Source organism: Geomonas oryzae, assembly GCF_004117875.1.
Lineage (GTDB): Bacteria > Desulfobacterota > Desulfuromonadia > Geobacterales > Geobacteraceae > Geomonas > Geomonas oryzae.
The window spans coordinates 526,426-549,069 of sequence record NZ_RAHW01000003.1 but is presented as its reverse complement, the minus strand read 5'-3'; the positions used below and the strand labels follow the sequence as shown (position 1 = coordinate 549,069).

General features: G+C 62.5%; 17 protein-coding genes and 1 tRNA gene. 14 read left to right on the top strand and 4 right to left on the bottom strand.

Features of this window, described 5'->3' with window-relative positions; all coding sequences use genetic code 11:
• Nucleotides 1–50 precede the first annotated feature (50 nt).
• Both D6Z24_RS10645 and pnpS read left to right on the top strand, forming a co-directional pair.
• Nucleotides 51–731 (top strand): response regulator, encoded by a 681-nt coding sequence (locus D6Z24_RS10645; protein ID WP_129126556.1) that lies wholly within the window; start codon nucleotides 51–53, stop codon nucleotides 729–731.
• Nucleotides 728–2,479: a two-component system histidine kinase PnpS gene (gene pnpS / locus D6Z24_RS10640; RefSeq protein ID WP_129126555.1), complete on the top strand. Its 1,752-nt coding sequence runs from the start codon at nucleotides 728–730 to the stop codon at nucleotides 2,477–2,479. The genes D6Z24_RS10645 and pnpS overlap by 4 nt, the downstream gene beginning before the upstream one ends.
• A 19-nt stretch (nucleotides 2,480–2,498) precedes the next feature.
• Here pnpS and D6Z24_RS10635 read toward each other — a convergent pair whose 3' ends face one another.
• Nucleotides 2,499–2,894: a PilZ domain-containing protein gene (locus D6Z24_RS10635; protein WP_129126554.1), complete on the bottom strand. Its 396-nt coding sequence runs from the start codon at nucleotides 2,892–2,894 to the stop codon at nucleotides 2,499–2,501.
• Nucleotides 2,895–3,317: 423 nt separating this feature from the next.
• On the opposite strand from D6Z24_RS10635, the gene D6Z24_RS10630 reads away from it, so the two are divergent.
• The 4 genes from D6Z24_RS10630 to D6Z24_RS10615 all read left to right on the top strand — a co-directional run bounded on the left by D6Z24_RS10630 (nucleotide 3,318) and on the right by D6Z24_RS10615 (nucleotide 9,355).
• Complete coding sequence (locus D6Z24_RS10630; RefSeq protein ID WP_129126553.1) at nucleotides 3,318–3,704, top strand: DUF1294 domain-containing protein; 387 nt, start codon at nucleotides 3,318–3,320, stop codon at nucleotides 3,702–3,704.
• A 53-nt stretch (nucleotides 3,705–3,757) separates the two neighbouring features.
• Nucleotides 3,758–5,398, top strand: a complete 1,641-nt coding sequence (locus D6Z24_RS10625; protein WP_129126552.1) for an ATP-binding protein — start codon at nucleotides 3,758–3,760, stop codon at nucleotides 5,396–5,398.
• Between the two features lie 307 nt (nucleotides 5,399–5,705).
• Nucleotides 5,706–7,601, top strand: coding sequence for a methyl-accepting chemotaxis protein (locus D6Z24_RS10620; RefSeq protein WP_129126551.1), 1,896 nt, complete (start codon nucleotides 5,706–5,708; stop codon nucleotides 7,599–7,601).
• 140 nt (nucleotides 7,602–7,741) lie between these two features.
• Nucleotides 7,742–9,355 (top strand): ammonia-forming cytochrome c nitrite reductase subunit c552, encoded by a 1,614-nt coding sequence (locus tag D6Z24_RS10615; RefSeq protein WP_129126550.1) that lies wholly within the window; start codon nucleotides 7,742–7,744, stop codon nucleotides 9,353–9,355.
• A 670-nt stretch (nucleotides 9,356–10,025) separates the two neighbouring features.
• Here the strand turns inward: D6Z24_RS10615 and D6Z24_RS10610 are convergent.
• Nucleotides 10,026–11,963, bottom strand: a complete 1,938-nt coding sequence (locus tag D6Z24_RS10610) for a hybrid sensor histidine kinase/response regulator (protein ID WP_129126549.1) — start codon at nucleotides 11,961–11,963, stop codon at nucleotides 10,026–10,028.
• Nucleotides 11,964–12,183: 220 nt separating this feature from the next.
• Between D6Z24_RS10610 and D6Z24_RS10605 the strand changes: the two genes are divergently transcribed.
• From D6Z24_RS10605 to D6Z24_RS10590, 4 genes are all read left to right on the top strand, one after another.
• Nucleotides 12,184–12,792: a CheR family methyltransferase gene (locus D6Z24_RS10605; RefSeq protein WP_129126548.1), complete on the top strand. Its 609-nt coding sequence runs from the start codon at nucleotides 12,184–12,186 to the stop codon at nucleotides 12,790–12,792.
• 157 nt (nucleotides 12,793–12,949) lie between these two features.
• The gene (locus tag D6Z24_RS22015) at nucleotides 12,950–16,651 is read left to right on the top strand and encodes an MCP four helix bundle domain-containing protein (protein WP_129126547.1); all 3,702 of its coding nucleotides are present in this window, start codon (nucleotides 12,950–12,952) and stop codon (nucleotides 16,649–16,651) included.
• A 72-nt stretch (nucleotides 16,652–16,723) separates the two neighbouring features.
• Nucleotides 16,724–17,086 carry an STAS domain-containing protein gene (locus tag D6Z24_RS10595; RefSeq protein ID WP_129126546.1) on the top strand — a complete coding sequence of 121 codons (363 nt, stop codon included), beginning with the start codon at nucleotides 16,724–16,726 and terminating at the stop codon, nucleotides 17,084–17,086.
• Entirely contained in the window at nucleotides 17,083–19,185 is a 2,103-nt protein-coding gene (locus D6Z24_RS10590; RefSeq protein WP_129126545.1) for a chemotaxis protein CheA, read from the top strand. Before D6Z24_RS10595 ends, D6Z24_RS10590 begins: the two co-directional genes overlap by 4 nt.
• A 67-nt stretch (nucleotides 19,186–19,252) precedes the next feature.
• On the opposite strand, the gene D6Z24_RS10585 is transcribed toward D6Z24_RS10590, so the two are convergent.
• Nucleotides 19,253–20,224, bottom strand: a complete 972-nt coding sequence (locus D6Z24_RS10585; RefSeq protein ID WP_129126544.1) for a Tim44 domain-containing protein — start codon at nucleotides 20,222–20,224, stop codon at nucleotides 19,253–19,255.
• A gap of 35 nt (nucleotides 20,225–20,259) precedes the next feature.
• Nucleotides 20,260–20,499 (bottom strand): ribbon-helix-helix protein, CopG family, encoded by a 240-nt coding sequence (locus tag D6Z24_RS10580; RefSeq protein WP_246014631.1) that lies wholly within the window; start codon nucleotides 20,497–20,499, stop codon nucleotides 20,260–20,262.
• Nucleotides 20,500–20,938: 439 nt separating this feature from the next.
• Here D6Z24_RS10580 and D6Z24_RS10575 point away from each other — a divergent pair, with 439 nt between their 5' ends.
• From D6Z24_RS10575 to D6Z24_RS10560, 4 genes are all read left to right on the top strand, one after another.
• Nucleotides 20,939–21,442 carry a class I SAM-dependent methyltransferase gene (locus tag D6Z24_RS10575; RefSeq protein WP_246014630.1) on the top strand — a complete coding sequence of 168 codons (504 nt, stop codon included), beginning with the start codon at nucleotides 20,939–20,941 and terminating at the stop codon, nucleotides 21,440–21,442.
• 163 nt (nucleotides 21,443–21,605) lie between these two features.
• On the top strand, nucleotides 21,606–21,983 hold the full coding sequence (locus D6Z24_RS10570) for a response regulator (RefSeq protein ID WP_129126542.1): 378 nt from the start codon (nucleotides 21,606–21,608) through the stop codon (nucleotides 21,981–21,983).
• Nucleotides 21,984–22,129: 146 nt separating this feature from the next.
• Nucleotides 22,130–22,204, top strand: a tRNA-Gly gene (locus D6Z24_RS10565).
• A gap of 81 nt (nucleotides 22,205–22,285) precedes the next feature.
• Nucleotides 22,286–22,624, top strand: coding sequence for a zinc ribbon domain-containing protein YjdM (locus D6Z24_RS10560; protein ID WP_129126541.1), 339 nt, complete (start codon nucleotides 22,286–22,288; stop codon nucleotides 22,622–22,624).
• Nucleotides 22,625–22,644 lie beyond the last annotated feature (20 nt).

Sequence of the window (22,644 nt, the reverse complement as noted above, 5' to 3'; positions counted from 1 at the left end):
TTGAATATGCGGTGCAATCGCCCTGATGCGTAAGGAAAGGATCGAGGAACATGCCGACGGTACTGGTGATTGAGGACGAACGGGACCTGGCCGAACTGGTGGCCTTCCACCTGGAGAAGGAGGGGTACGGCTGCGTGATCGCGGAGGACGGCACCCTGGGACTCGCCGAGGCGAGGCGCCTGAAGCCCGACCTGATCCTTCTGGACCTGATGCTCCCGGGGATGATGGGAACCGAGGTCTGCCGCATCCTGAAGGGAGCCGACCAGACCTCGGGGATCCCGATCATCATGCTGACCGCCAAGGGGGAGGAGATCGACCGGGTGGTCGGCTTCGAGATGGGGGCGGACGACTACGTGGTGAAACCTTTCTCCACGCGGGAGCTGATGCTCCGGGTGCGTGCGGTGCTGAGACGCAGCACGGAGCAGGCGGCGAAGAGCGCCAACATCTCGGTGGGGGGGCTTTTCATCGACACCGACGGGCACCGGGTCGAGGTGGCCGGCGAGGAGGTGACCCTCACCTCCACGGAGTTCAAGCTCCTCATGAACCTGGCAGAGCGCATCGGCCGCGTGCAGAGCCGCGAGCTTTTGCTGCAGAACGTCTGGGGTTACAGCTACGTCGGCGACACCCGCACCGTCGACACGCACATGACCCGCCTGCGCACGAAGCTTGGGAGTGCGGGTGAGATGATCAAGACGGTGCGCGGCTTCGGCTACAAGCTGGAGGAGGGATGAGAGGGGGCTTTCGCTGGAAGCTGATGGCGTCCTACCTGGCCCTGGTGCTTTTCCTGGGTGCCGGGCTCTACGTCTACCTCTCCGAGAGCCTCGAGAGCTCGATGACGCAGGCGACCCGCGAGCATCTGAAGGACCAGGCGCGCGCCGCGTCGCTCATGGCCTTGAAGGAAATAAGGGACCTGGACCGCGACGCGCCCCCCTTGACCGCTTCGCTCTCCCGGGCGATCCGCTCCCGCGTCACCGTGATCGCCGCTAACGGCCGTGTCGCCGCCGATTCCGAGGTCGCTCCCGGCGGCTGGGGGAGCATGGAAAACCACGGGCACCGTCCCGAGGTGGTGCAGGCGCTGAAGGACGGCATAGGCAGCTCGGTCCGTTACTCAGCCACCCTGCGCACCGACATGATCTACGTCGCCGCCTCCTTCGGCAAGGAAGGGGTGATCCGCCTCGCCCTGCCGCTTTCCGAGCTGGAGCTCGCCAAGGAGCGCCTGAGAAGAAGCCTCGCCGCAACCTTCGCCTGCGCCGTCCTTGCCTCGCTTCTCTTCTCCTACTTTCTTTCCAACATCAACTCGAGGCGCTTGAGCCGGCTCGCCGCCGCGGCCAACCGCATCGGCCGGGGCGAGTTCGGCACCCGCGTCGCCGTGCAGAGTAACGACGAGCTGGGCGAGCTCGCCCGCGTCATGAACGAGATGTCCGGGAAGATCGAGCGGCAGCTCGAAGAGCTCTCCTCGGAAAAGGGGCGCCTGGACGCCATCCTCGAGGGTATGGGCGAGGGGGTGATGGTGACCGACCGCGACGCGGTGGTGACCCTGGTGAACCCCTCCTTTTGCGCCATGTTCGGCACCGGGTTGCAGGTGCTCGGACGCCCCCTTTTGGAGATCAGCCGCCACCCGGACCTGCACGCGGCCTGCAAGGAGGTGCTCGCCCAAAGGCGCGAGCAGACCCAGGAGATCACCCTCTCCGGCGGGGCGGAGACGCTGGTGCACTGGGTGCCGCTTTTGCAGGACGGCTCACTCGTGGGTGCCGTGGCGGTCTTTCACGACATCAGCGCGCTGAAAAGGGTGGAACGCATCCGGCGCGACTTCGTGGCGAACGTCTCCCACGAACTGCGCACGCCGGTCACCGTGATCAAGGGGTACGCCGAGACGCTCCTCTCCGGGGCGCTGGCCAAGGACCCGGAGCGCGGCGAGCGTTTCCTGCAGATCATCCTGAACCACGCCGAGCGCCTCTCGAGCCTCGTGCGCGACCTCCTTGCCCTCTCCGAACTCGAAAGCGGCGAGGTGGCGCTCAACCCGCAGCGGGTGCCGCTGAAGGAGGCGGTCGAGCGGGCGCTGCTGCTCGTCGCGCAACGGGGCGAGGAGAAGGGGATCACGCTCACATGCCTGGAGGGGACCTGGTCGCCGGTAGTCCTCGCGGACCGCGCGAGGCTCGAACAGGTGCTCATCAACCTTTTGGACAACGCGATCAAGTACAGCGAGCGGGGTGGGACGGTGAGCGTGGACGCGAAAGCGGAGGGGAAGCTTGTGCGCATCCTCGTGCGCGACAGCGGCATCGGCATCCCGGAGCAGGATCTCCCCCGGCTCTTCGAGCGCTTCTACCGGGTGGACGCGGCCAGAAGCCGCGACAACGGCGGCACCGGCCTCGGCCTTTCCATCGTGAAGCACATCGTGCAGGCGCACGGCGGTACGGTGAGCGTGGAGAGCGAGCAGGGGAGGGGATCGGTGTTCAGCTTCACCCTGCAGGCGGGGTGAGGGGACTGAGAAGGGTCGGTCAGCGGGTGCCGCAGAAGTCGCAGAGGTAGCCGCGGATGCGGTCCAACTGGTCCGCATTCTGGCCCGGTTCCTCGCGGATCAACTCCATGAGGAGCGCGATGCATTCGCTCCCCTCCGCGTCGTGGTCCACAAACTTGAGGCCGATGAGCCCGTTTACCCCGTGCACCACCTCGGTCCAGATCTGCAGCGGGGAGCGGGGCGCCGGGGTCGGGTCCAGGTGGATGCGCAAGAGACAGCCGGTCCCGACGGCAAGGGAGGGGAGGGTGCCGCCTAGGTGGATCAGGGCACCGTTGAAGGAGATGTTTTCCAGGCACCCTTCATGGCTCTCGCCGCGGTGGAGCAACTCCACCTTTCTGGACGATGGAGCCCTGTAGAACTGTCGCAACTCTGTCATTGGCAGCAAACCTCAGGCAACAGGATGACGGTGCTACTGTGCATCTTCGGTAAGATCAGGATGCTCTTTAGATAAATCGGCAACGCTGTCTTCGTCGGACTGTCAAACCTTCTTCCGGGGCGAGACCTTGGAGCATGCAACGGGGATTATGCCACGGTTTGTCCTGCTTTTGTAGTTATTAAATTGAACGGCTCTCTTTTTCGTTCAGGGAAACCATGTAGGAATAATTCCTACAATAGTTCTTGAATCCGGCTCGGCCATCTTGTATAAGTACCTTGGCCCGGCCGTAAACGTACAACAGCCTGCCAGGCCCCGCTCTTTACCCGCCTCACCCTCCACGGCATCGTCCGCGGAGATCTCGAAACCGGATGATGTTCACATGCCGTTTAACCTAGAAGCAACCGCATTCCGGAGCTGCCGGTGATGGGAACCGCCGACCCAAGAGGAGGGCGTCGTCCGCGCTCCGTCCTTTTCCCTTTCGCCTTTCTGCTTTTCACCTTCGTACTCGTTCGGCTGGACCTGCTCCCCTTTCCCATACTTTATTGCTACAGCGCCGTGAGCCTCACGACCTTTCTCATCTACGCCGTCGACAAGCATGCGGCGCGCGGCAACCGGCGCAGGATCAGCGAGCGGACCCTGCACATGGCTTCGCTCTTAGGGGGGTGGCCCGGCGCCGCGCTGGCGCAGCGCCTTTTGCACCACAAGTCGCAGAAGGCGCCCTTTTTGCGCCTGTACCGTTTCACCGTACTGGTCAATTGCGCCTTTCTTGCGCTTTCCGGCGTTTTGTGGGGCTCGTGGCGCCTGCCGTAGGCAAGGTTCCAGAGTTTTCCGTACCGTAATGAAGTTGCCCACGTGGAGGGAGCATGCCGTTTTCACACATGGATAACACCGAATACGGGATGTTCTCCTACCCGGCGGGTGGGGAGCACCGTTCCCTGTACCAGGAGCTGGTCAGCGTGAACCGCACGCTGCAGCAGAAGGTCGAGGAGCTAAAGCGTGCGCAGAGCCGTCTCATCGAGTACCGAAAGGCGGTCGAGTGCACCGGCGACATGATCTTCGTCTTCGACCGCGACTACCGCTACCTGATGGCCAACCGCGCCTATCTCGAGGCGCGCGGCAGCGTTTTCCCCGAGGTGGTGGGGAGAACGCTCCCCGAGGTGATCGGCGCCGCCACCTTCGAGCGGATCAGGGCGCAGTTCGAGGTCTGCCTGGCCGGCGGGGAGGTGAGTTACGAGGACACGTACCGTTACCCGGACAAGGGGGTGCGCAACCTCCTGGTCACCATGTCGCCGATCCGCGACGACGGGGGGCGGGTCGACCGCGCGGCCTGCCTCATCAAGGACATCACCGAAAACAAGCTCCTCGAGGAGCAGTTGCGGCAATCCCAGAAGATGGAGGCGATCGGCACGCTGGCAGGCGGCATCGCGCACGACTTCAACAACATCCTCACCGTCATCGCCGGGTATGCCTCCCTGATCCAGTTGAACGGCGGGGGGAGCGAAGCGGCCTCCATGGCCGGGGAGATCATGATTTCCGCGGAGCGCGCCGCCGAGATGACGCGCAGCCTCCTCGCCTTCAGCCGGAAGCAGGAGGTGCATCTCGACGCCCTCGACGCGAACCTCATCGTCGGCGACCTGCACAAGAGCCTCTCCCGGCTGATCACCGAGGAGATCGAGCTGGTGGTGCTTCTTTGCGATGCGCCGCTTTGCATCTGCGCCGACCGCAGACAGGTGGAGCAGGTCCTCATCAACCTCGCGGTGAACGCCCGCGACGCCATGCCCGGCGGGGGGATGCTCACCATCACGACGGCTACGGTGGAGCTTCGGGACGAGGAGATGCCGCCCGGCAGCTACGCCCTGATCGTGGTCGCCGACAACGGGACCGGGATGGACAAGGAGGTGCAGGCGCGGGTCTTCGAGCCCTTCTTCACCACCAAGGAAGTGGGGAAGGGGACCGGCCTCGGCCTCTCCTCGAGCTACGGCATCATCAGAAAGCACAACGGGCTGATCCGGGTCAAAAGCGAACCGGGCGCCGGCACCAGCTTCAGCATCTACCTCCCCCTTTGCGGTGCGCAAACCGCAGTCGGGACGGCGTCCGCCGCTTTTGCGCGCAGCACCGGCAGCGAGACCATCCTCCTCGTCGAGGACGACCAGACGGTGCGGGGCATGACGCAGATGCTCCTCGAGCAGCACGGCTACCGCGTGCTGGTGGCGAGGGAGGGGGAGGAGGCGCTGCGCGTGTTCGAGAAGGAGTCGGGCGCGGTGAGGCTTTTGCTCACCGACGTGATCATGCCTCGGCTAAACGGCAGGCTGCTCTCCGAGAAGGTAAGGCAGCTCGCCCCGGGGCTGCCGGTCATCTTCATGAGCGGCTATCCCGCCGACGTCATGTCACAGAACGGGCTTTGCGGCAGCGGCACCTATCTGCCGAAGCCGGTCAAACCGGACGTACTGCTCGGGACCATCCGCGACACCCTTAACGGCGCACCCTTTCACGCCTCCGCCTGACCCCCTTCAGAAGACGTTCCTTGCCTGCGGCGCGCTCGTTTTCCGGCTCGCCGCCGTCAGGAAATTCGAAAACCGGTCCCTTTTCGTTACACTCTCGCGAGCTATCAAACAGTCACAACCGCCAAAAGTACTGAATCCAGCCACCTTTACTCTCTCATAGGGCAAATCCAGCACTCCTTTTTCTCTCACTGTTGCAACCTCTGCCGCAAACGGTAAACTCATAACGTCTCAAGTTGCCTTTGTGATTACCGATACTTACTTTTGGGTTAACTCCTTATTCACATCCCACCCAAACAGAGGAAGCACAATGAACTTGAGAATGAAGGTTTACCTTACGGTAGTCATCGTCTTTGCCATTGCAACAACCGCCCTCGTGGCGGCCGCTTTCGTCAGTTCCGACAACATCATGTCGCGCATGCTCGAGGAGAAGATGGTCGTCCTCGCCAGGGACAACGCGGCCAACCTCAATATCTGGATCCAGGACAAACTCGCCGTGGTGGACGCCGGTGCGAAGGACCTGGCGCTTCATCACGGAAATCCCGCATACGCGGCCAACGCGATCAAGACCCACAACGCCGCCGGCGGCTTCTCGAAGACGCACCCGGGCTTCGAGGACGGCAGCGTGATCTACTCGGACGACTGGAAGCCCCCCGCGGACTACGACCCGCGCAAGCGCCCCTGGTACGCCCAGGGGAAAACCGAGCAAAAGACCGGGGTGACCGACCCGTACATCGCGGCCTCAACCGGGAAGGCGATCATCACCTTCGTGAGCCCCATCCTCGACCAGGGTGCCCTGGTCGGCGTCTACGGCTCAGACGTGAACCTCGACTTCGTCACCAAGACGGTGCTGGGCCTCAAGTTCGGCTCCTCCGGGTACGCCTTTTTGAGCGACGGCAAGGGGAAGATCCTCGCCCACCCCGACGCGGGGCTCGCGATGAAGAAGAAACTGCAGGAGCTCTCCCCCGACTTCGCCGGGATCGAGGGGCGCTTCTCCGGCGGTGAGACGGGACAGTTCACCTACCGCTACCAGGGAAAGCAGAAGATGATGTCGTACGCCCGGGTCCCCGCCACCGGGTGGTACCTCTGCGTCGCAGCGGATAGGGACGAGGTCGCGGCCCCGGTGCGCCGCCAGTTCTTCGTCCTCGCCATGATCGGTGCGGCCTTCCTGGTCGCCGGTCTTCTCGTTGTGGTGCTCGTGCTGAAAAGACTCCTCGCCCCGCTGGGCCTTTTGTGCGAGCGCGTGGCCGAACTGGCCGACGGGGAAGGGGACTTGACCCGCACCATCGAGGTGGGAAGCCGCAGCGACGAGATCGGTGAACTGGCAGGGAGGCTGAACCGGTTCATCGCCAGCATGCGCGCCATCATCCTCGAGATCGCCGCTTCGGCGCATCGGCTTTCGGGGGGCGTCGAGCGCTTGAACGCCACTGCCGGTTCCATCTCCGGCGCCGCGGAGGCGGCTGCGGCCCAGACCGTCGGGGTCGCCACTGCGGCCGAGGAAATGGCCGCAACCGCGACCGACATAGCGCGCAACTGTCACCTCGCCGCGCAAAGCTCCAAGGTGGCCACCGCGACCGCCCAGGAGGGATTCACCGTGCTCACCGCGACGCTTGCCGGGATCAGGGAGCGCGGCGAACTGACCCGGAACAACGCCGGGGCGATTTCGTCCCTCGGAGAGAGAAGCGAACAGATCGGCGCCATCGTCGCCACCATCGAGGACATAGCGGACCAGACCAACCTACTCGCCTTGAACGCGGCCATCGAGGCGGCCCGGGCGGGAGAGCAGGGGCGCGGTTTCGCCGTCGTCGCCGACGAGGTGCGGGCGCTCGCCGAGCGGACCACGCGCGCCACCAAGGAGATCGGCGAGATGATCCGGACCATGCAGGCGGAGACCCGCGAGGCGATCTCGTCGATGGAGCAGGGGGTGCAGCAGACCGAGCGCGGGGTCGATGAGGCCGCACGGCTCGAAGAGGCGCTGCACCGCATCCTCGGGCAGGTGGACGAAGTCACCCAACAGGTGAACCAGATCGCCACGGCGGCCGAGGAGCAGACCGCGACCACCGGCGAGATTTCCTCCAGCATTCACCTCGTGACCACCGTGGTGCAGCAGACCGCCCATGGGGCGCACGAGAGCGCCGGGACCGCCGGGGAGTTGACCGCGGTCGCCCACGGTCTGGAGCGCATCGTGGGAAGGTTCAAGCTGTAGGGGGAATTCCGGCAAAAATTGACTTTGGTCAAATATTTTCCCGACCGTTTCGTGCATGAATACCAGCGCCTCCGTCAGGAGGCGCTGCAATGAGGTATCCAGAGGGATCACTCCCCATAAACCCTGAAAAAGGAGGAAACATGCTCAAGAAGAATCTGGCTGTGACCGCGGCGGTAGCCGGAGCCATCGCGCTTTTGTCCATCCCCGCCCTGACCGTGGCGGCGAAGGGGAAGCCGGTGCAGGTCGCCAACGACGGCAGGGCCAAGTGCTACGACTGTCATGACGAGGTGAAGGCGCTCAAGGAGGGGAGCAAGCACGCGAAGCTCTCCTGCAAGGTCTGTCATGACAAGCTCGACGCCCACATGAGCGACCCGGAAAAGAACAAGCCGGTCACCTTGATCGACGCCGCGCTCTGCGGCAAGTGCCACAAGAGTCAGTACGACAGCTTCTTCGAGGTGAACTACGAGGCGCCGGCAAGGAAGGAGAAGGGCACCCCCACCGGCCGCTCGCCGATGCAGGACAAGCTCTTGGCCGGGCACGGTTTCACCTTCGAGCATGACGAGCCGCGCGGCCACGCCTTCATGGTCATCGACCAGTTCGCCGTGGACCGCTTCCAGGGGGGGCGCTTCCAGTTCAAGGAGGGGTGGAAAGGGGTCACCTCGACCGGCAAGACCTGGGACGTGTTGACCGACACCGGGAAGAAGCTTCCCGAGACCGCCATGGCGGGAAACGCCACCTGCATCCAGTGCAAGACCTCGGATCACCTCCTCAAGTGGAAGTTCATGGGTGACAAGGACCCGCGCGCCAAGTGGGACCGCAGCTCCAACGTCGTCGACGTGGCGAAGGACACCAACAACCCGGTCGGCTGCGTGCACTGCCACGACCCGCACGGCACCCAGCCGCGCGTGGTGCGCGACGCCCTGATCCAGGCCATCGAGAAGGACCCGAAGGGTAACATCTTCGCGAAGAACGGCGCCACCGACCTGAAGGTGATCGACTTCCGCGGTTTCAGGAAGATCGGCGTGATGCAGAAAACCGACTCCCGCATGATGTGCGCGCAGTGCCACGTCGAGTACAACTGCAACGCGGGCACCCAGTGGAGCGACGGCAAGCCGGTCAAGTACGACGACATCCGCACCAACCACTTCCCGCTGCAGAACTCGCTGCAGTTGTTGAAGCACTACCAGGAGCTGAACTTCTTCGACTTCAAGCATGCGATCACCGGCGCGCGCCTGATCAAGTTCCAGCACCCCGAGACGGAGACCTACGCGGGGAGCGTGCACGACAAGGCGGGCGTCCAGTGCCACCAGTGCCACATGCCGAAACACAAGGGTAAGGACGGCAAGATGTTCTCCACCCACGGCGTCATCCGTCCGAAGAACCACGTGAAGGAGGCCTGCCTTGGCTGCCATCCGAAGGACAGCGTGGCGAAGAAGGCCTACGAGATCGACGCGGTGCAGAACTACGTGAAGGGCAAGATGCGCAAGGCCGAGTACTGGCTCGGTCAGCTGATCGACACCTACGCCGCGGCGCAGAGGATGGGGGTCTCCCCGGCCGTTCTCGACGAGGCGCGTGCGAAGCATGAGGAAGCGCACGTCCTTTGGGAATACTGGACCGCGGAGAACTCCGACGGCTTCCACAACCCCGACCTCGCCCGCGAGTCGCTCACCGGTTCCATCGCCGCCTCCAAGGCCGGCGTGAAGATCCTGAACGACGCCATGACCGTGGCTAAGAAGGACGAGCCGAAGAAGTAACCGAAGGCAGCTCGTTCGGACACGAAAAAGCCCCGTCTCCCTTGTGGAGGCGGGGCTTTTTTAGTTGATTCGGGGGACGGTGGGCTTTGGATCAACCTGTCCGGGAATCGTGGCACGTGAACTTGAAAAATCAGGGGGAGCAAGGTTTGTGCTCCCTGGAAGAAGAAACGTGAGCCCTTACGTTCAGGGGGATTTGCTCTTGAATGGACCAAGCAAGAGCAAGCAACAGCTTAGGCCGTCATCGCGCACGCTGCACCGCCTGCCCGGCTGACCCATTTTAGATCGTTCCTACGCTCCAGCGTTGGAACGCAATCGGGAGACGCTCCAGCGTCTCGTACTGCGGACGCTTGAGCGTCCTGGGCTTTCGTTCCCACGCTGGAGCGTAGGAACGATGTGACTATTGCCATCACAAACTCGGTGATGTACGACTTGAGGACGGCTCGGAGATACAAAAAGTGTAACTCATGTCTCCGCACACCTGTAACCCATGTCCCCGGTCTATACACCCTTCGCAAAGGGGGGAACGTTAGGGCATGCTCTCTGCTGCGAAGTAACAGCATCGACTCCCCGGAATTTCCTGATGAACCTCGCAAAGGGTATCGCGGGGTCACCTGCGCCGCTTCGCGGCGACACCTGCCGCAATGCACCGCCTGCCCGGCTGACCCATTTTTTACGCGTCGAGCGCCTCGCGCACCCGGCGGGCGAGCTCGGTCGCCTTGAAGGGCTTCCCGATGAAGCGGACGTCGTCGTCCATGACGCCGTGATGCCCGATGACGTCCGCGGTGTAACCGGACATGTAAAGGCACTTGATGCCGGGGCGCCGCGCCGCCAGCTCGCGGTAGAGATCGCGCCCGTTCATCTGCTTCATGATCACGTCGGTCAGCAGAAGCTGAATCTCCCCTCCCCACTCCCCCGCCGCGGCGAGGGCCTCTACCGGGGAGTGCGCCGCCATTACCCGGTACCCCTTCCGCTCGAGCAGATCCCGCGCCATGCCGAGGATGCTCGGCTCGTCCTCCACGAGGAGGATGGTCTCCGCCCCTCCCGCGTCGTGCCTGGTGGCCGCGGCGTGGGAGGCCTTCGCCTCCTCGCGGCAGCGCGGCAGGTAGATGGTGAAGCGCGTTCCCCGTCCGGCGCTGCTCTCGACCTCGATGAAGCCGCCGTTTTGCCGCGTGATGCCGTACACCGTCGAGAGACCGAGCCCGGTCCCCTTGCCGAGCTCCTTCGTGGTGAAGAACGGCTCGAAGATCTGCCTGAGCGTTTCCTGGTCCATGCCGCAGCCGTTGTCGCGCACGGCGAGGTACACGTATTCGCCGGGAAGGATCTCCCGGTCGCCTCTGCCCGCGCCGACGGTCTCGGTCCCTGTTTCGATCCTTATCTCGCCGTAGTCGGCGATGGCGTCGCGCGCGTTGATGCAGAGGTTCGCTATGATCTGGTCCGCCTGGGTCGGGTCCATCTTTACGCGGCACGGCTCCCCGGACTCCCGCCAAGTGAGGTGGATGTGCTCCCCGATGAGCCTTCTGAGCATCTTCATCATGTCGCGCACCGTCTCGTTCAAATCGAGCACCGTTGGCGTGACCGGCTGCTGGCGCGCGAAGGCGAGGAGCTGATGGGTGAGGCCGGCGGAGCGCTCGGCCGCCCGGGCGATCTGCTGCAACATGGGGTAAAGCGGGTGTGACGCATCGAGCGATTCAAGCCCCATGTCGGCGTAGGCCATAATGACGGTGAGCTGGTTGTTGAAGTCATGGGCCACCCCGCCGGCGAGCCTCCCCACCGATTCCATTTTCTGCGCCTGCTGCAGCCGCGCTTCCAGTTCCGCCTTCGCCTCTTCGGCAAGCTTCAGCTCGGTCACGTCGGTGACGAGGACGAAGAAGCCGCGCGTCGCTCCGTCCACCACGTCGGGGATGTAGTGCGCCCAGGTGTGGCCGACGCTGCCGTCGGTTCTCGTGAGCGTCCTCTCGAAATGCTGCACCTCCCCGGCGAGGGCGCGCAGCATGTAGGGCTCGTTCTTTTTGTAAAGCTCCTTCCCCAGCAGCTCGTGAATGCTCATCCCGAGAATCTCTTGCGAGCTCCTGCCGAACCACTGCAGGTACGCCTGGTTGGCGAAACGGCAGCGCAGCTCCCGGTCCCAGTAGCCGACCATGCCGGGGATGTTGTCGGTGATGGCGCGCAGGAAACGCTCGCTCGCGGTAAGGGCATCCTCTTTTTGCTTTCTTTCGGTGACGTCGCGGGCCACATGCACGCACGAGGTGACGCGCCCGGCGGCGTCGTGGATGGGGGAGGCGGTCACGCTGAAGGTGCGCTCCAGCCATTTTTCTTCGAACTCCGCCTGCTGCACCGTCCCCGATGCCATGGCCAGCGCCCCGGGGCACCCGGGTGGGAGCGTGGCGGAGCCGTGCATCACCTCGTAGCACTTCTTCCCCACCAGGTCGCGCGGGTGTACTCCGAGGAGATCGCTGGTGGCGTGGTTCACCCGCTTGATGCAGTGGTCCTCACCGATGATGGTGATGAGGTCGGGGACGGCGTCGAAAGTCTGTTCCCAGTCTCGTTTCGCCCGCTCTACCACGGCGCAAAGCCGTTGCAATTCCTCGTGGTGTCCTGAGTTTCCCATAGTCTTCCTGTCTTGATGTGTGAGTCAGCACAGATACTGTTCGGCAGTACTCTCTATTAATTTAAGCTGAAAAACGTCAAGTCCGAAGGCGTTTGCTGTATTGGTAAAAAATAATGTCTTTGTGGTCAATAGGCGTATACAGTTGTGACCCCGCCGGACCGATAGGTCTCCTTATGGGAGTTACGGAAGCTGTTGTTGCGTATTCTTATATGGAGCGTAAATGGCCTTCACCTTCTTCATGCGGGACCAGCCGACCCTCGAGCACGCCGCCGACCACATGATCCGTTACGCCTCCGGGCGGAGCCGGATCAAGATCTGGGACGCGGGGTGCGCGCTCGGGCAGGAGACCTACACCGTCGCCATGATCTTCGCCGAGAAGATGAACTCCTTCGGCTTCAAGAACCTGCGCATCGACGCCACCGACTACGACAGCGCCAACCACTTCGGCGACATCGTCACCGCCGCCACCTACCCCTACGAAGAACTGCAACGCACCCCGGTCAGCCTGTTCAACAAGTACTTCGAACCTGCAGACGAGGCCGGCCGGTACCGGGTCGTGCCGCTTTTGCGCGACCGGGTGAACTTCCAGTACCATGACCTCCTATCGCTGAAAGCACCCGGAGGCGACTACTGTCTGGTCGTGTGCAAGAACGTGCTGCTCCATTTCCAGTACCGCGAGCGCATCGAGGTCTTCCGGATGTTCCACGAAGCCCTGGCACCCGGCGGCTACCTCGCCACGGAAAACACCCAGAAGCTCCCTCCCGAGGTGTCCCACCTGTTCGAGCAGGTGGTCCCGGACGCCCAGCTGTTCAAAAAGATCGGAGGGTAGGCCTTGAAGATCGTCCCCCTGAAGAAGAGTTCCGCGACCTACAGTTGCCGCTCCCATCTCATACTGGGGAAACAGCCCGAGTTTATTGCAATTTAGAGCCGATGGATTCAGATAGCGGTGTCTTGTCGGATGATAACGCACAATCAAGGAGGTAGTCATGAAGTGGTTCTACGATTTGAAGCTGGGTACGAAACTGATGGCGGGATTCATCACCATCGCCGTCATCGCCGGGTTGGTCGGGTATTTCGGCATCAGGGAGATTCACGGCATCGAGGCTGCCGACGCAAAGCTGTACGAAAGAATCACCATACCCATAGCCCAACTGCAGGACGTCTCCACGTCCTTCCAGCGCATCAGGGTCAACCTGAGGGACCTCCTCACCGCCAAGACGCCGCAGGATGAGCAGGCCAAGGTCGAGAGAATCAAGACGCTGCGCGGCGACCTGGACAAGGCGGCCGGGGAATTCGAGAAGACCATACTCACCGACGAGGGGCGCAAGCTTTATCAGGAGTTCAAGCAGGCGCGCGACGGCTACGCCCCCATCATCGACCAGATCGTGCGCCTGGCGCAGGCGGGGAGGGACGGGGAGGCGAGGGCTCTCCTGGAGGGTGACGGCGCCAAGTTCTCCAGGATGGAGCAGGAAGGCATCGACAAGCTGGTGGACGCGAAGCTGAAACAGGCGAAGCTGACCGCCGACGGCAACACGGAAATGGCGAACACCGCCACCAAGGTCATGCTGATCCTCATCGTGGTCGGTGTCGCGCTCGCGGTCGGCTTCGGACTTTTTATCACGAGAATCGTGCAAAGGCAGCTCGGAGCCGATCCCAAGGAGGTGGGGGACGTTGCCAACCGCGTGGCGGTGGGGGACATGAGCGTATCCATCGACTTGAAGGGCAAGCACGGCGACAGCGTTATGGTCGCCATGCAGAAGATGGTCGAGTCGATCAAAGCCCTCGTGGCCGACACGAACATGCTCTCCGATGCGGCCATCGCCGGGAAGCTCGCTACCCGCGCCGACGCCTCCAGGCACCAGGGCGACTTCCAGAAGGTCGTGGCCGGCGTGAACGACACCCTTGACGCGGTGATCGGGCCTTTGAACGTGGCGGCCGAGTACGTGGACCGCATCTCCAAGGGGGACATACCGCCAAGGATCACCGACAGCTACAACGGCGACTTCAACGAGATCAAGAACAACCTGAACGTCTGTATCGAGGCGATCAACGCCCTCGTATCCGATGCCGACATGCTGAGCCAGGCGGCCGTGGCCGGAAAACTCGCCACCCGCGCCGACGCCACCAAGCACCAGGGGGACTTCAGGAGGATCGTCTCCGGGGTGAACGACACCCTCGACGCGGTGATCGGTCCGCTGAACGTGGCGGCCGAGTACGTGGACCGCATCTCCAAGGGGGACATCCCGCCAAGGATCACCGACAGCTACAACGGCGACTTCAACGAGATCAAGAACAACCTGAACGTCTGCATCGACTCGCTTGACGCCCTCATCGCGGACATGAACAACATGTCCCAGCAGCACGACCTTGGGGACATCGACGTGCAGATCGCCGCCGCCAACTACCAGGGGGTGTACCGGCAGATGGCGGCCGGGGTCAACAACATGGTCAGCGGCCACATCGCGGTGAAGAAGAAGGCGATGGCCTGCATCGCCGAGTTCGGTCGGGGCAACTTCGAGGCGCAACTTGACAAGTTCCCTGGCAAGAAGGCCTTCATCAACGAGACCATCGAGCAGGTGCGTACGAACCTTAAGGCCCTCATCGCCGACACCGACATGCTCGTGCAGGCGGCGGTCGCGGGCAAACTAGCCACCCGCGCCGATGCATCAAGACACGAGGGAGATTTCAGAAAAATCGTCTCCGGCGTCAATGAGACCCTGGATGCGGTGATCGGACCTTTGAACGTGGCAGCCGAGTATGTGGACCGCATCTCGAAGGGGGACATCCCGCCGAGGATTACGGACAGCTACAACGGGGACTTCAACGAGATCAAGCTGAACCTCAACAACTGCATCGACATCATGAACAACCTCCTCACCGAGGCGGACAAGGTGACCCGCGCCGCGGCAGACGGCAGGCTGGACGAGCGCGCCAACCCGGAGCTTTTCATCGGCGGCTGGAAGGAGCTGGTCGAGGGGATCAACAACATCATCACCAACATCGTGAACCCCCTGATGGTGACCGCGGACTACGTTGACAAGGTGTCGAAAGGGGTCATTCCGCCTGCCATCGTGACCGAGTACAAGGGGCAGTACAACGTCATCAAGGACAACCTGAACGCCGTCGTGAAGATGATGAACGAGCTTTTGGAGCAGACCGACGTCATTATCAAGGCGGCCGCCGACGGCGAGCTCGACAAGCGTGCCGACGCCTCCCTGTTCGTCGGTGGGTGGAACAAGCTCGTGGTAGGCGTGAACGACACGGTGACCAACATCGTGAATCCCCTGATGGTGACCGCGGACTACGTTGACAAGGTGTCGAAGGGGGTCATTCCGCCTGCCATCGTGACCGAGTACAAGGGGCAGTACAACATCATCAAGGACAACCTGAACGCTGTCGTGAAGATGATGAACGAACTTTTGGAGCAGACCGACGTTATTATCAGGGCGGCCGCCGACGGCGAGCTCGACAAGCGTGCCGATGCATCCCTGTTCGTCGGCGGGTGGAACAAGCTCGTGGTCGGCGTGAACGACACGGTGACCAACATCGTGAATCCCCTGATGGTGACCGCAGACTACGTGGACCGCATCGCCAAGGGGGACATGCCCCCGACCATCGTGACGGAGTACAAGGGGCAGTACAACCTGATCAAGACCAACCTGAACGTGCTGATCGAGGCGATCAACAAGATCACGGACGCTGCGAAGGAGGTTTCCAACGGCAATCTCATGGTGAGCCTAAAAGAGAGAAGCGCCCAGGACGAGCTGATTCACGCGCTCTCCGCCATGGTCGGCAAGATCACCGAGGTGGTCACCGAGGTGAAGATGGCGGCGGACAACGTCGCCTCCGGCAGCGTGCAGCTCTCGGCGAACGCGCAGTCCATGTCGGAAGGTGCTTCGCAGCAGGCGGCCGCGGCCGAGGAGGCTTCCTCCTCCATGGAGGAGATGAGCGCCAACATCAAGCAGAACGCGGACAACGCACAGCAGACCGAGAAGATCGCGGTGAAATCGGCGGAGGACGCGAAGGAAGGTGGCAAGGCGGTCTCCGAAACGGTGCAGGCGATGAAGGACATCGCGGGCAAGATCTCCATCATCGAGGAGATCGCGCGTCAGACCAACATGCTCGCCCTGAACGCCGCCATCGAGGCGGCCCGCGCCGGGGAGCACGGCAAGGGGTTCGCCGTGGTGGCAAGCGAGGTGAGAAAACTCGCCGAAAGGAGCCAGGTGGCGGCGGGCGAGATCTCGGAACTCTCCGTCTCCAGCGTCGAGGTGGCCGAGCGGGCGGGCGAGATGCTCTCCGCCATCCTACCCGACATCCAGAAGACCGCAGAGCTCGTGCAGGAGATCAACGCCTCCAGCAAGGAGCAGGACACCGGCGCGCAGCAGATCAACAAGGCGATCCAGCAGCTCGACCAGGTGATTCAGCAGAACGCCTCGGCGAGCGAGGAGATGGCCTCCACCGCCGAAGAGCTCTCCTCGCAGTCCGCCCAGCTGCAATCGACCATCGCCTTCTTCAGGGTTGACGGCGCGGCACGCCAGCTGCCTGCGGCGCCGAAGCCTCTGACGAAATCCGCATCAAAGGCGGAGGTGAAGGGGATCAGGAAAAACGGACTGCAGACCAAAAAGGCGATGGGGCACGACCTCATCATGAGTGACATGGACGGTGACAGCGACTTCGAGAGGTTCTAAGCGAAGGGGAAGGGGAGCGGCCCGCGAGGCGCCGCTCCCCGGCAATAGCCGCCGGTCAGGGAGGATGCGAGCATGGGCGATAAGCTCGTGAAAATCACCAAGAAGAAGGACCGCACCCTGGTAGCGGTGCATGGTGCGATGACGGTGGCGAACGCGGCCGAACTGAAGGAGCGTTTCCTGGAGGCGTTCGTGCCCGGCCGCGAGGTAGAGCTTTCCTTGGCGGGGGTGACCGAGATCGATGCCACCGGCTTGCAGCTTTTATGCAGCTGCCACCGTACCTCCGTGGAGCGGGGCATGGGCTTTAAGATGAAACAGGAGAGCGAGGCGCTGGTCGAGGTGGCGCGGACCGCGGGGATGTACCGGCTCAAGGGGTGTGTAGTGGATGAAGCGGGGACCTGCATTTGGCTCGAGCAGAACGAGAGGGTGAACCGATGAGCGACGATTTTGCCCAGGCGTTCAAGGACGAGGCCAGGGAGCTTCTCGCCGATCTCGAAGAGGCTCTCCTGGAGATGGAAGAGAACCCGGAGGACCTGGCCATCGTCGGCCGCGTCTTCAGGACCATGCACACCATCAAGGGATCGGGCGCCATGTTCGGCTTCGACGACATCGCATCCTTCACCCACAACGTGGAGACGGTCTACGACCTGGTCAGAAACGGGGCGCTGGCGGTGAGCAGGGAGCTCGTCGACCTGAGCCTCGCCGCGCGCGACCGCATCCTCGCCATGCTGGAGGCCTCGGAAAACGGCATTGCTGCCGATCCGGCGCTCAACGAGGAGGTGATTGCGCGCTTTCGGGCCATGGTTCCCGCTCCGGTCGAGACCCAGGCCGCCGACCCCGCCGAGGAGGATGCGGCGGAAGACCCGCCGGAAGCGCTCATCACCTACCGGATCCGTTTCAAGCCGGAAGCGGAGATCTTCACAACCGGCGGCAACCCGCTTGCACTGCTGCGCGAGTTGCAGGAGCTCGGCCCCTGCAACGTCGTGGCCCATACCTGCAACATGACGAGCCTGGACCGGCTGGAACCGGAGCGTTGCTACCTCTTTTGGGACATCATCCTCACCACCGCGGCGGGGCGTAACGCCATCGAGGACGTCTTCATCTTCGTGGAGGACTCCTGCGAGCTCAGCATAACGGTGATCGACGACGGCACCAGGCGGGAACAGGGTACGTACAAGAAGCTGGGCGAGATCCTCATCGAGCGCGGCGACTTAACGCCTGAGCAGATGGACGAGCTGCTCGGGAGACAAAAGCGGATCGGGGAGCTGGCGCTCGAGGCGGGGCTCGTCGACGCGGCCGCGATCAACTCGGCCCTCATCGAGCAGCAGCACGTAAAAGAGGTGCGCCAGGAACGCCAGTCACAGGCGCAATCCCAGGAGGCCGCCTCGAGCATCCGGGTGAGCGCGGAGAAGCTCGACGTTTTGGTGAACCTGGTCGGCGAACTGGTCACGGTGCAGGCTCGGCTCTCCATGGTGGCCCAGGAGCTCAAAAAGCACGCGGAACTCGTCTCGGTGGCCGAGGAGGTGGAGCGGCTCACCAACGACCTGAGGGACAACGCGCTCGACATAAGGATGCTCCCCATCGGCGCCACCTTCTCGAAGTTCAAACGTCTGGTGCGCGATCTCTCCGGCGAACTCGGCAAGGCGATCGAGATGACCACCGAGGGGGCCGACACCGAGCTGGACAAGACGGTGATCGAGAAGCTGAACGATCCCCTGGTGCACATCATCCGCAACAGCATCGACCACGGCGTGGAGACCCCGGCCGAGCGGGAGGCGAAGGGGAAGCCAAAGACCGGCAACATCCATCTCTCCGCGGTCCATTCCGGCGACAGCGTGCTCATCACCATCCGCGATGACGGCGCCGGACTGAACGTCGACGCGATCAGGGCGAAGGCGGTGGAGCGCAGGATCATCCCGGCCAACGCGGAGATGTCGGACCGGGAGATCTGGCAGCTCATCTTCGCTCCCGGTTTCTCGACGGCGAGCAAGATCACCAGCGTCTCCGGCCGTGGCGTCGGCATGGACGTGGTGAAACAGGCGATCGAAGGGCTGCGCGGCAGCATCGACGTGAAGAGCGAAGCCGGACGCGGCACCTCGATCACGCTGAAGATCCCGCTCACCCTGGCCATCATCGAGAGTCTCCTGGTGCAGATCGGCAAGGACCGCTTCGTCATGCCGCTTGCCATGGTGGACGAGTGCATCCTCCTTACCGAGAAGGAGATGGAACAGAGCCACGGAAGGGACATACTGCTCGTGCGTGAACAGATTGTCCCCTACGTGCCGCTGCGGAAGATGTTCCGCATCGGCGGAGAGGCTCCTTCGATACAGCAGGTGGTCATTTGCCAGTTGGAGGGGCGAAGGGTCGGCCTGGTCGTCGACTGGGTGATCGGAGAGCACCAGACGGTGATCAAGTCGCTCGGGCGGATGTACCAGCAGGTGGAGGGTATGTCCGGGGCGACCATCCTGGGCGACGGCTCCGTCGCGCTCATCCTCGACGTCCCCGCCATCATGAAGACCGCGGAAGAGGCGGGGTGAAATAAGGGAAGCTCCAAACGAGAAACGGGCGCCTTCGGAGGAAGGCGCCCGTTTTTTTTCGAGCCGGCTACTTCTGGTTTATCGCGCCGAGGCGCCAGGGGTTGTTGCCGACCGGCCTCGTGAAGGTCCAGTACTCCTCGAACTTCACCGGCTCGGTCTTGCTCCCGGCGACCACGGTGCCGTTTTCGTCGGTCGTGTAGTCCAGGAGGTTAGCGTAGATGAGGGCGGTGATGTAATCCTGACCCGCCTCCTGCCACACCTCGGCCAGCTCCACGCTGCGCACCGCGATGTTTTCCAGCCGGTTCACACGCCCTTCGCGCAGCAGCCGCTCGACGTCCTCCTTGAAGACCCCCTGCATTTCCGGCGTCAGCAGCGGGGAGAGCGCCTGCAGGTCCCGGTTCATCCAGCCACCCTGGATCCTGAAGAAGTTGTCCATGACGAGGTCCTTGAAGCGGTTCTCGTCGAAGCCCGCGTCCATCTGGCGCAGATGGGAGAGACCGGTCTGCAGGTCGCCACGCGCCGGCTCCTCGACACTGTAGGAGGCGGGGATGGGCTGCCCCCCGTAACCCTGCTGGCGGTCGTACCCGCCGGTTCCGTAACCGGTTGCAACGCTCTGAAGCGGCGATTCGCTGCGGCGCCTTTTCACCATGCGGTAGATGAGGTAGGCGATGCCGGCCAGAAGCACGATTTCGAAGAGGCCGATCCCGCCGCCAAAGCCCGGGCCGCCGGCACCGGCCATGCCCCTGAAGAGCATGCCGCCTAAGAGACCGCCTGCGATGCCGCCCGCCATGCTGCGCAGGAAGCCGCCGCCTGCCGAGGGCTGCTGCATCCCGCCCATGGGGGAGGGAGAGTACTGCTGCTGGTAAGAAGGGGCGGACTGCCGGTACGAGGAAGCGGGCGCGGAATAGCTGCGGGAACCGCGGCTTCCCATGGACCGCCCGCCGCCGGCGCGGGCATGGGCGCTGGTCTCCAGCACCGTCGCGCTCAGCATGAGGACTGCGGCGAATACTGCGAAGGCTTGGGCGAGTTTTCGTTTCATCTTGTGTTGTCTCCTTGGTGGTTGTTGCAGTAAGGTCAGTTCGAGTTCCCGGCGAGCACGAGGGACGGGCGCGATCCCTTGTTCGCCGTTCCGGAGCGCCCGCGCCCCTTGGCGAGCCAGAAACCTATCGCCTCGCGCACGAGGTCGGACACGTTCAGCGAAGTGGCCCTGGTGAGCCGCTCCAGTAGGCGTTTCTCCTGATCGCTCACCCTGAGCGATACCACGTTTTTCAGGACCGGGGTACCCTTTTTCGGGGTCTCCTTCTTCTTTCTCATCGTTTTTCTTTTTACGGCCGTCGCGTATTGTTGTTTTTGTTCGAGGTGCATTTTTTTCTCTCCTTACGGGTACTTGCCCGTTTCAAGAGGCGCCGCTACAGCACCGCTGCGCCAGTTCATGTTAAAAAAAAAGACCTTTACCCATGGCGATTGACTCGCTACAGGTAAAGGTCTTGCTGTTTTCTAAAAGATTATCCTCGGGTCCGGGTGTTGCCACCGTCTTGACGAACCTGAGGTCGGCCATTTCTCCGGCCGATAGCTACTCCCCTTTACAGGCTGTGATAATAATAACGCCCCGCTTCCATGTCAACCCATTTCTTCAATTTTCGTAAACGCCGTAGTTGCATTTGACCGTCCTAATCTTTCCCTCTTTTGCTATACAATTGTCCCGGGCGCGAGCCCGGGCATCCAGACCACATTGCCTCACAGGGAGCCGGACATGACCAGAGCCGCCACCAGCGTGATGCGCTATGCGCGATTCTTCACCCTCGTCGGGGTCAGAAGGGTCCTCGATTACGGCGCGGGGCTGTTGCGCAATTCCATTTACCTCTCGGAGCAGGGGTTCCAGGTTTACGCCGCGGACCTCCCCGAGCAGATCAAGGCGCTTTCCCTGCATCCGGGGGCGGCCAGGCTCGCAGGGCTCCTTTCCGTCAGGGAGCTGCCGCAGACGGAACTTGGCGTTGATCTGGTGCTCTCGACCTACGTCTTCAACATCATCGCGACCCGGGAGAAGAGGGGGCCGTACCTGGAAAACGTGGTGCGCAACCTGAAACCCGGAGGGTTTTTCCTCATCGAGGTCAACAGAAGCAGCGACGAAACGCCCTGCACGTCGGTGCTGCGTCATTATCCCGAATGCGATGGTCGGGGGAAAAGCTACTGCAGTGACGACCTTGACCGGTTGCTCGTTTCTCTCAATTGGCAGGATCTGTCATTACTACAGTAGTCATGCCCTTGCCGCAATATATCGACACGCATGATCACATGAACTTGCAGCGTGCAGCGGCTATTTAGCTCGTGCCATGAGGATATTTTGTCATTGCAAAGTGGAAATTGCCGTAGAAACATGCTAAATGAATGTGGCAGTTGATCATCAAGCGGGGGTGTGCATGGCTTTAAAGGACGTCAGGATACTTATCGTGGACGACGAGCTTTTTTTTCGTCAGGTGCTGCGCGCCGTGCTGGAGCAGATCGGCTTCACCGTGGTCGGAGAAGCGGCGACCGGTGACGAGGCGCTCAAGCAATACCAAGTCCTGCGGCCGCACATCGTGATCATGGACATCTACATGCCCGACAAAAACGGCATCGATGCCACCAAGGAACTGGTTGCCATAGATCCCAACGCCCGTGTGCTGGTCGCCAGCGCCTCGGACTTCGACAGCGATATCCAGGCCGCCCTGGACGCCGGAGCGAAGGGGAACCTGATGAAGCCCTTCGTCCCCAAGGAGATCTACGAAACGATCCGCAAGGTGCTCACCGGAAAGTAGGGGGCGCGCGGAAGGGCCATGGGAGCGGCGTGGCGAAAACCACGAGCTTTCGAAGCTTTTCGCGCCGCTGCAAAAATATTCTCGCATGACGGATTTTTTGGGTTGACTGGGTAGGCCTGTTTTGCTATAAAACGGTCTCTCGTTGAGCGGGAATAACTCAGTGGTAGAGTGCAACCTTGCCAAGGTTGAAGTCGCGGGTTCGAACCCCGTTTCCCGCTCCAAAAATTTCAGACCCCGGTGGCCACGACGGCTTCCGGGGTTTTTTCGTTTCGCACCAAATCTCACGCTTCAAAAGGATTCCGATGACGACCCTGCCCAAATGTCCCTCCTGCAGTTCCGCTTACACCTACGAAGACGGCGCGCTCTACGTCTGCCCCGAGTGCGGCAACGAATGGCCCCAGGCCGAGCCGGAGAGCGCGGAAACCGACAGCGTCGTCCGTGACGCCTTCGGCAACGAGCTTAAGGACGGCGACTCGGTCACCGTGATCAAGGACCTGAAGATCAAGGGCTCCTCCTCGGTGGTGAAGGTCGGCACCAAGGTGCGCAACATCCGTCTCGTCGACGGCGACCACGACATAGACTGCAAGATCGACGGCATCGGCGCCATGCAGTTGAAGTCCGAGTACGTGAAAAAGGCCTGATCCTTCCTACGCGGGGCCAT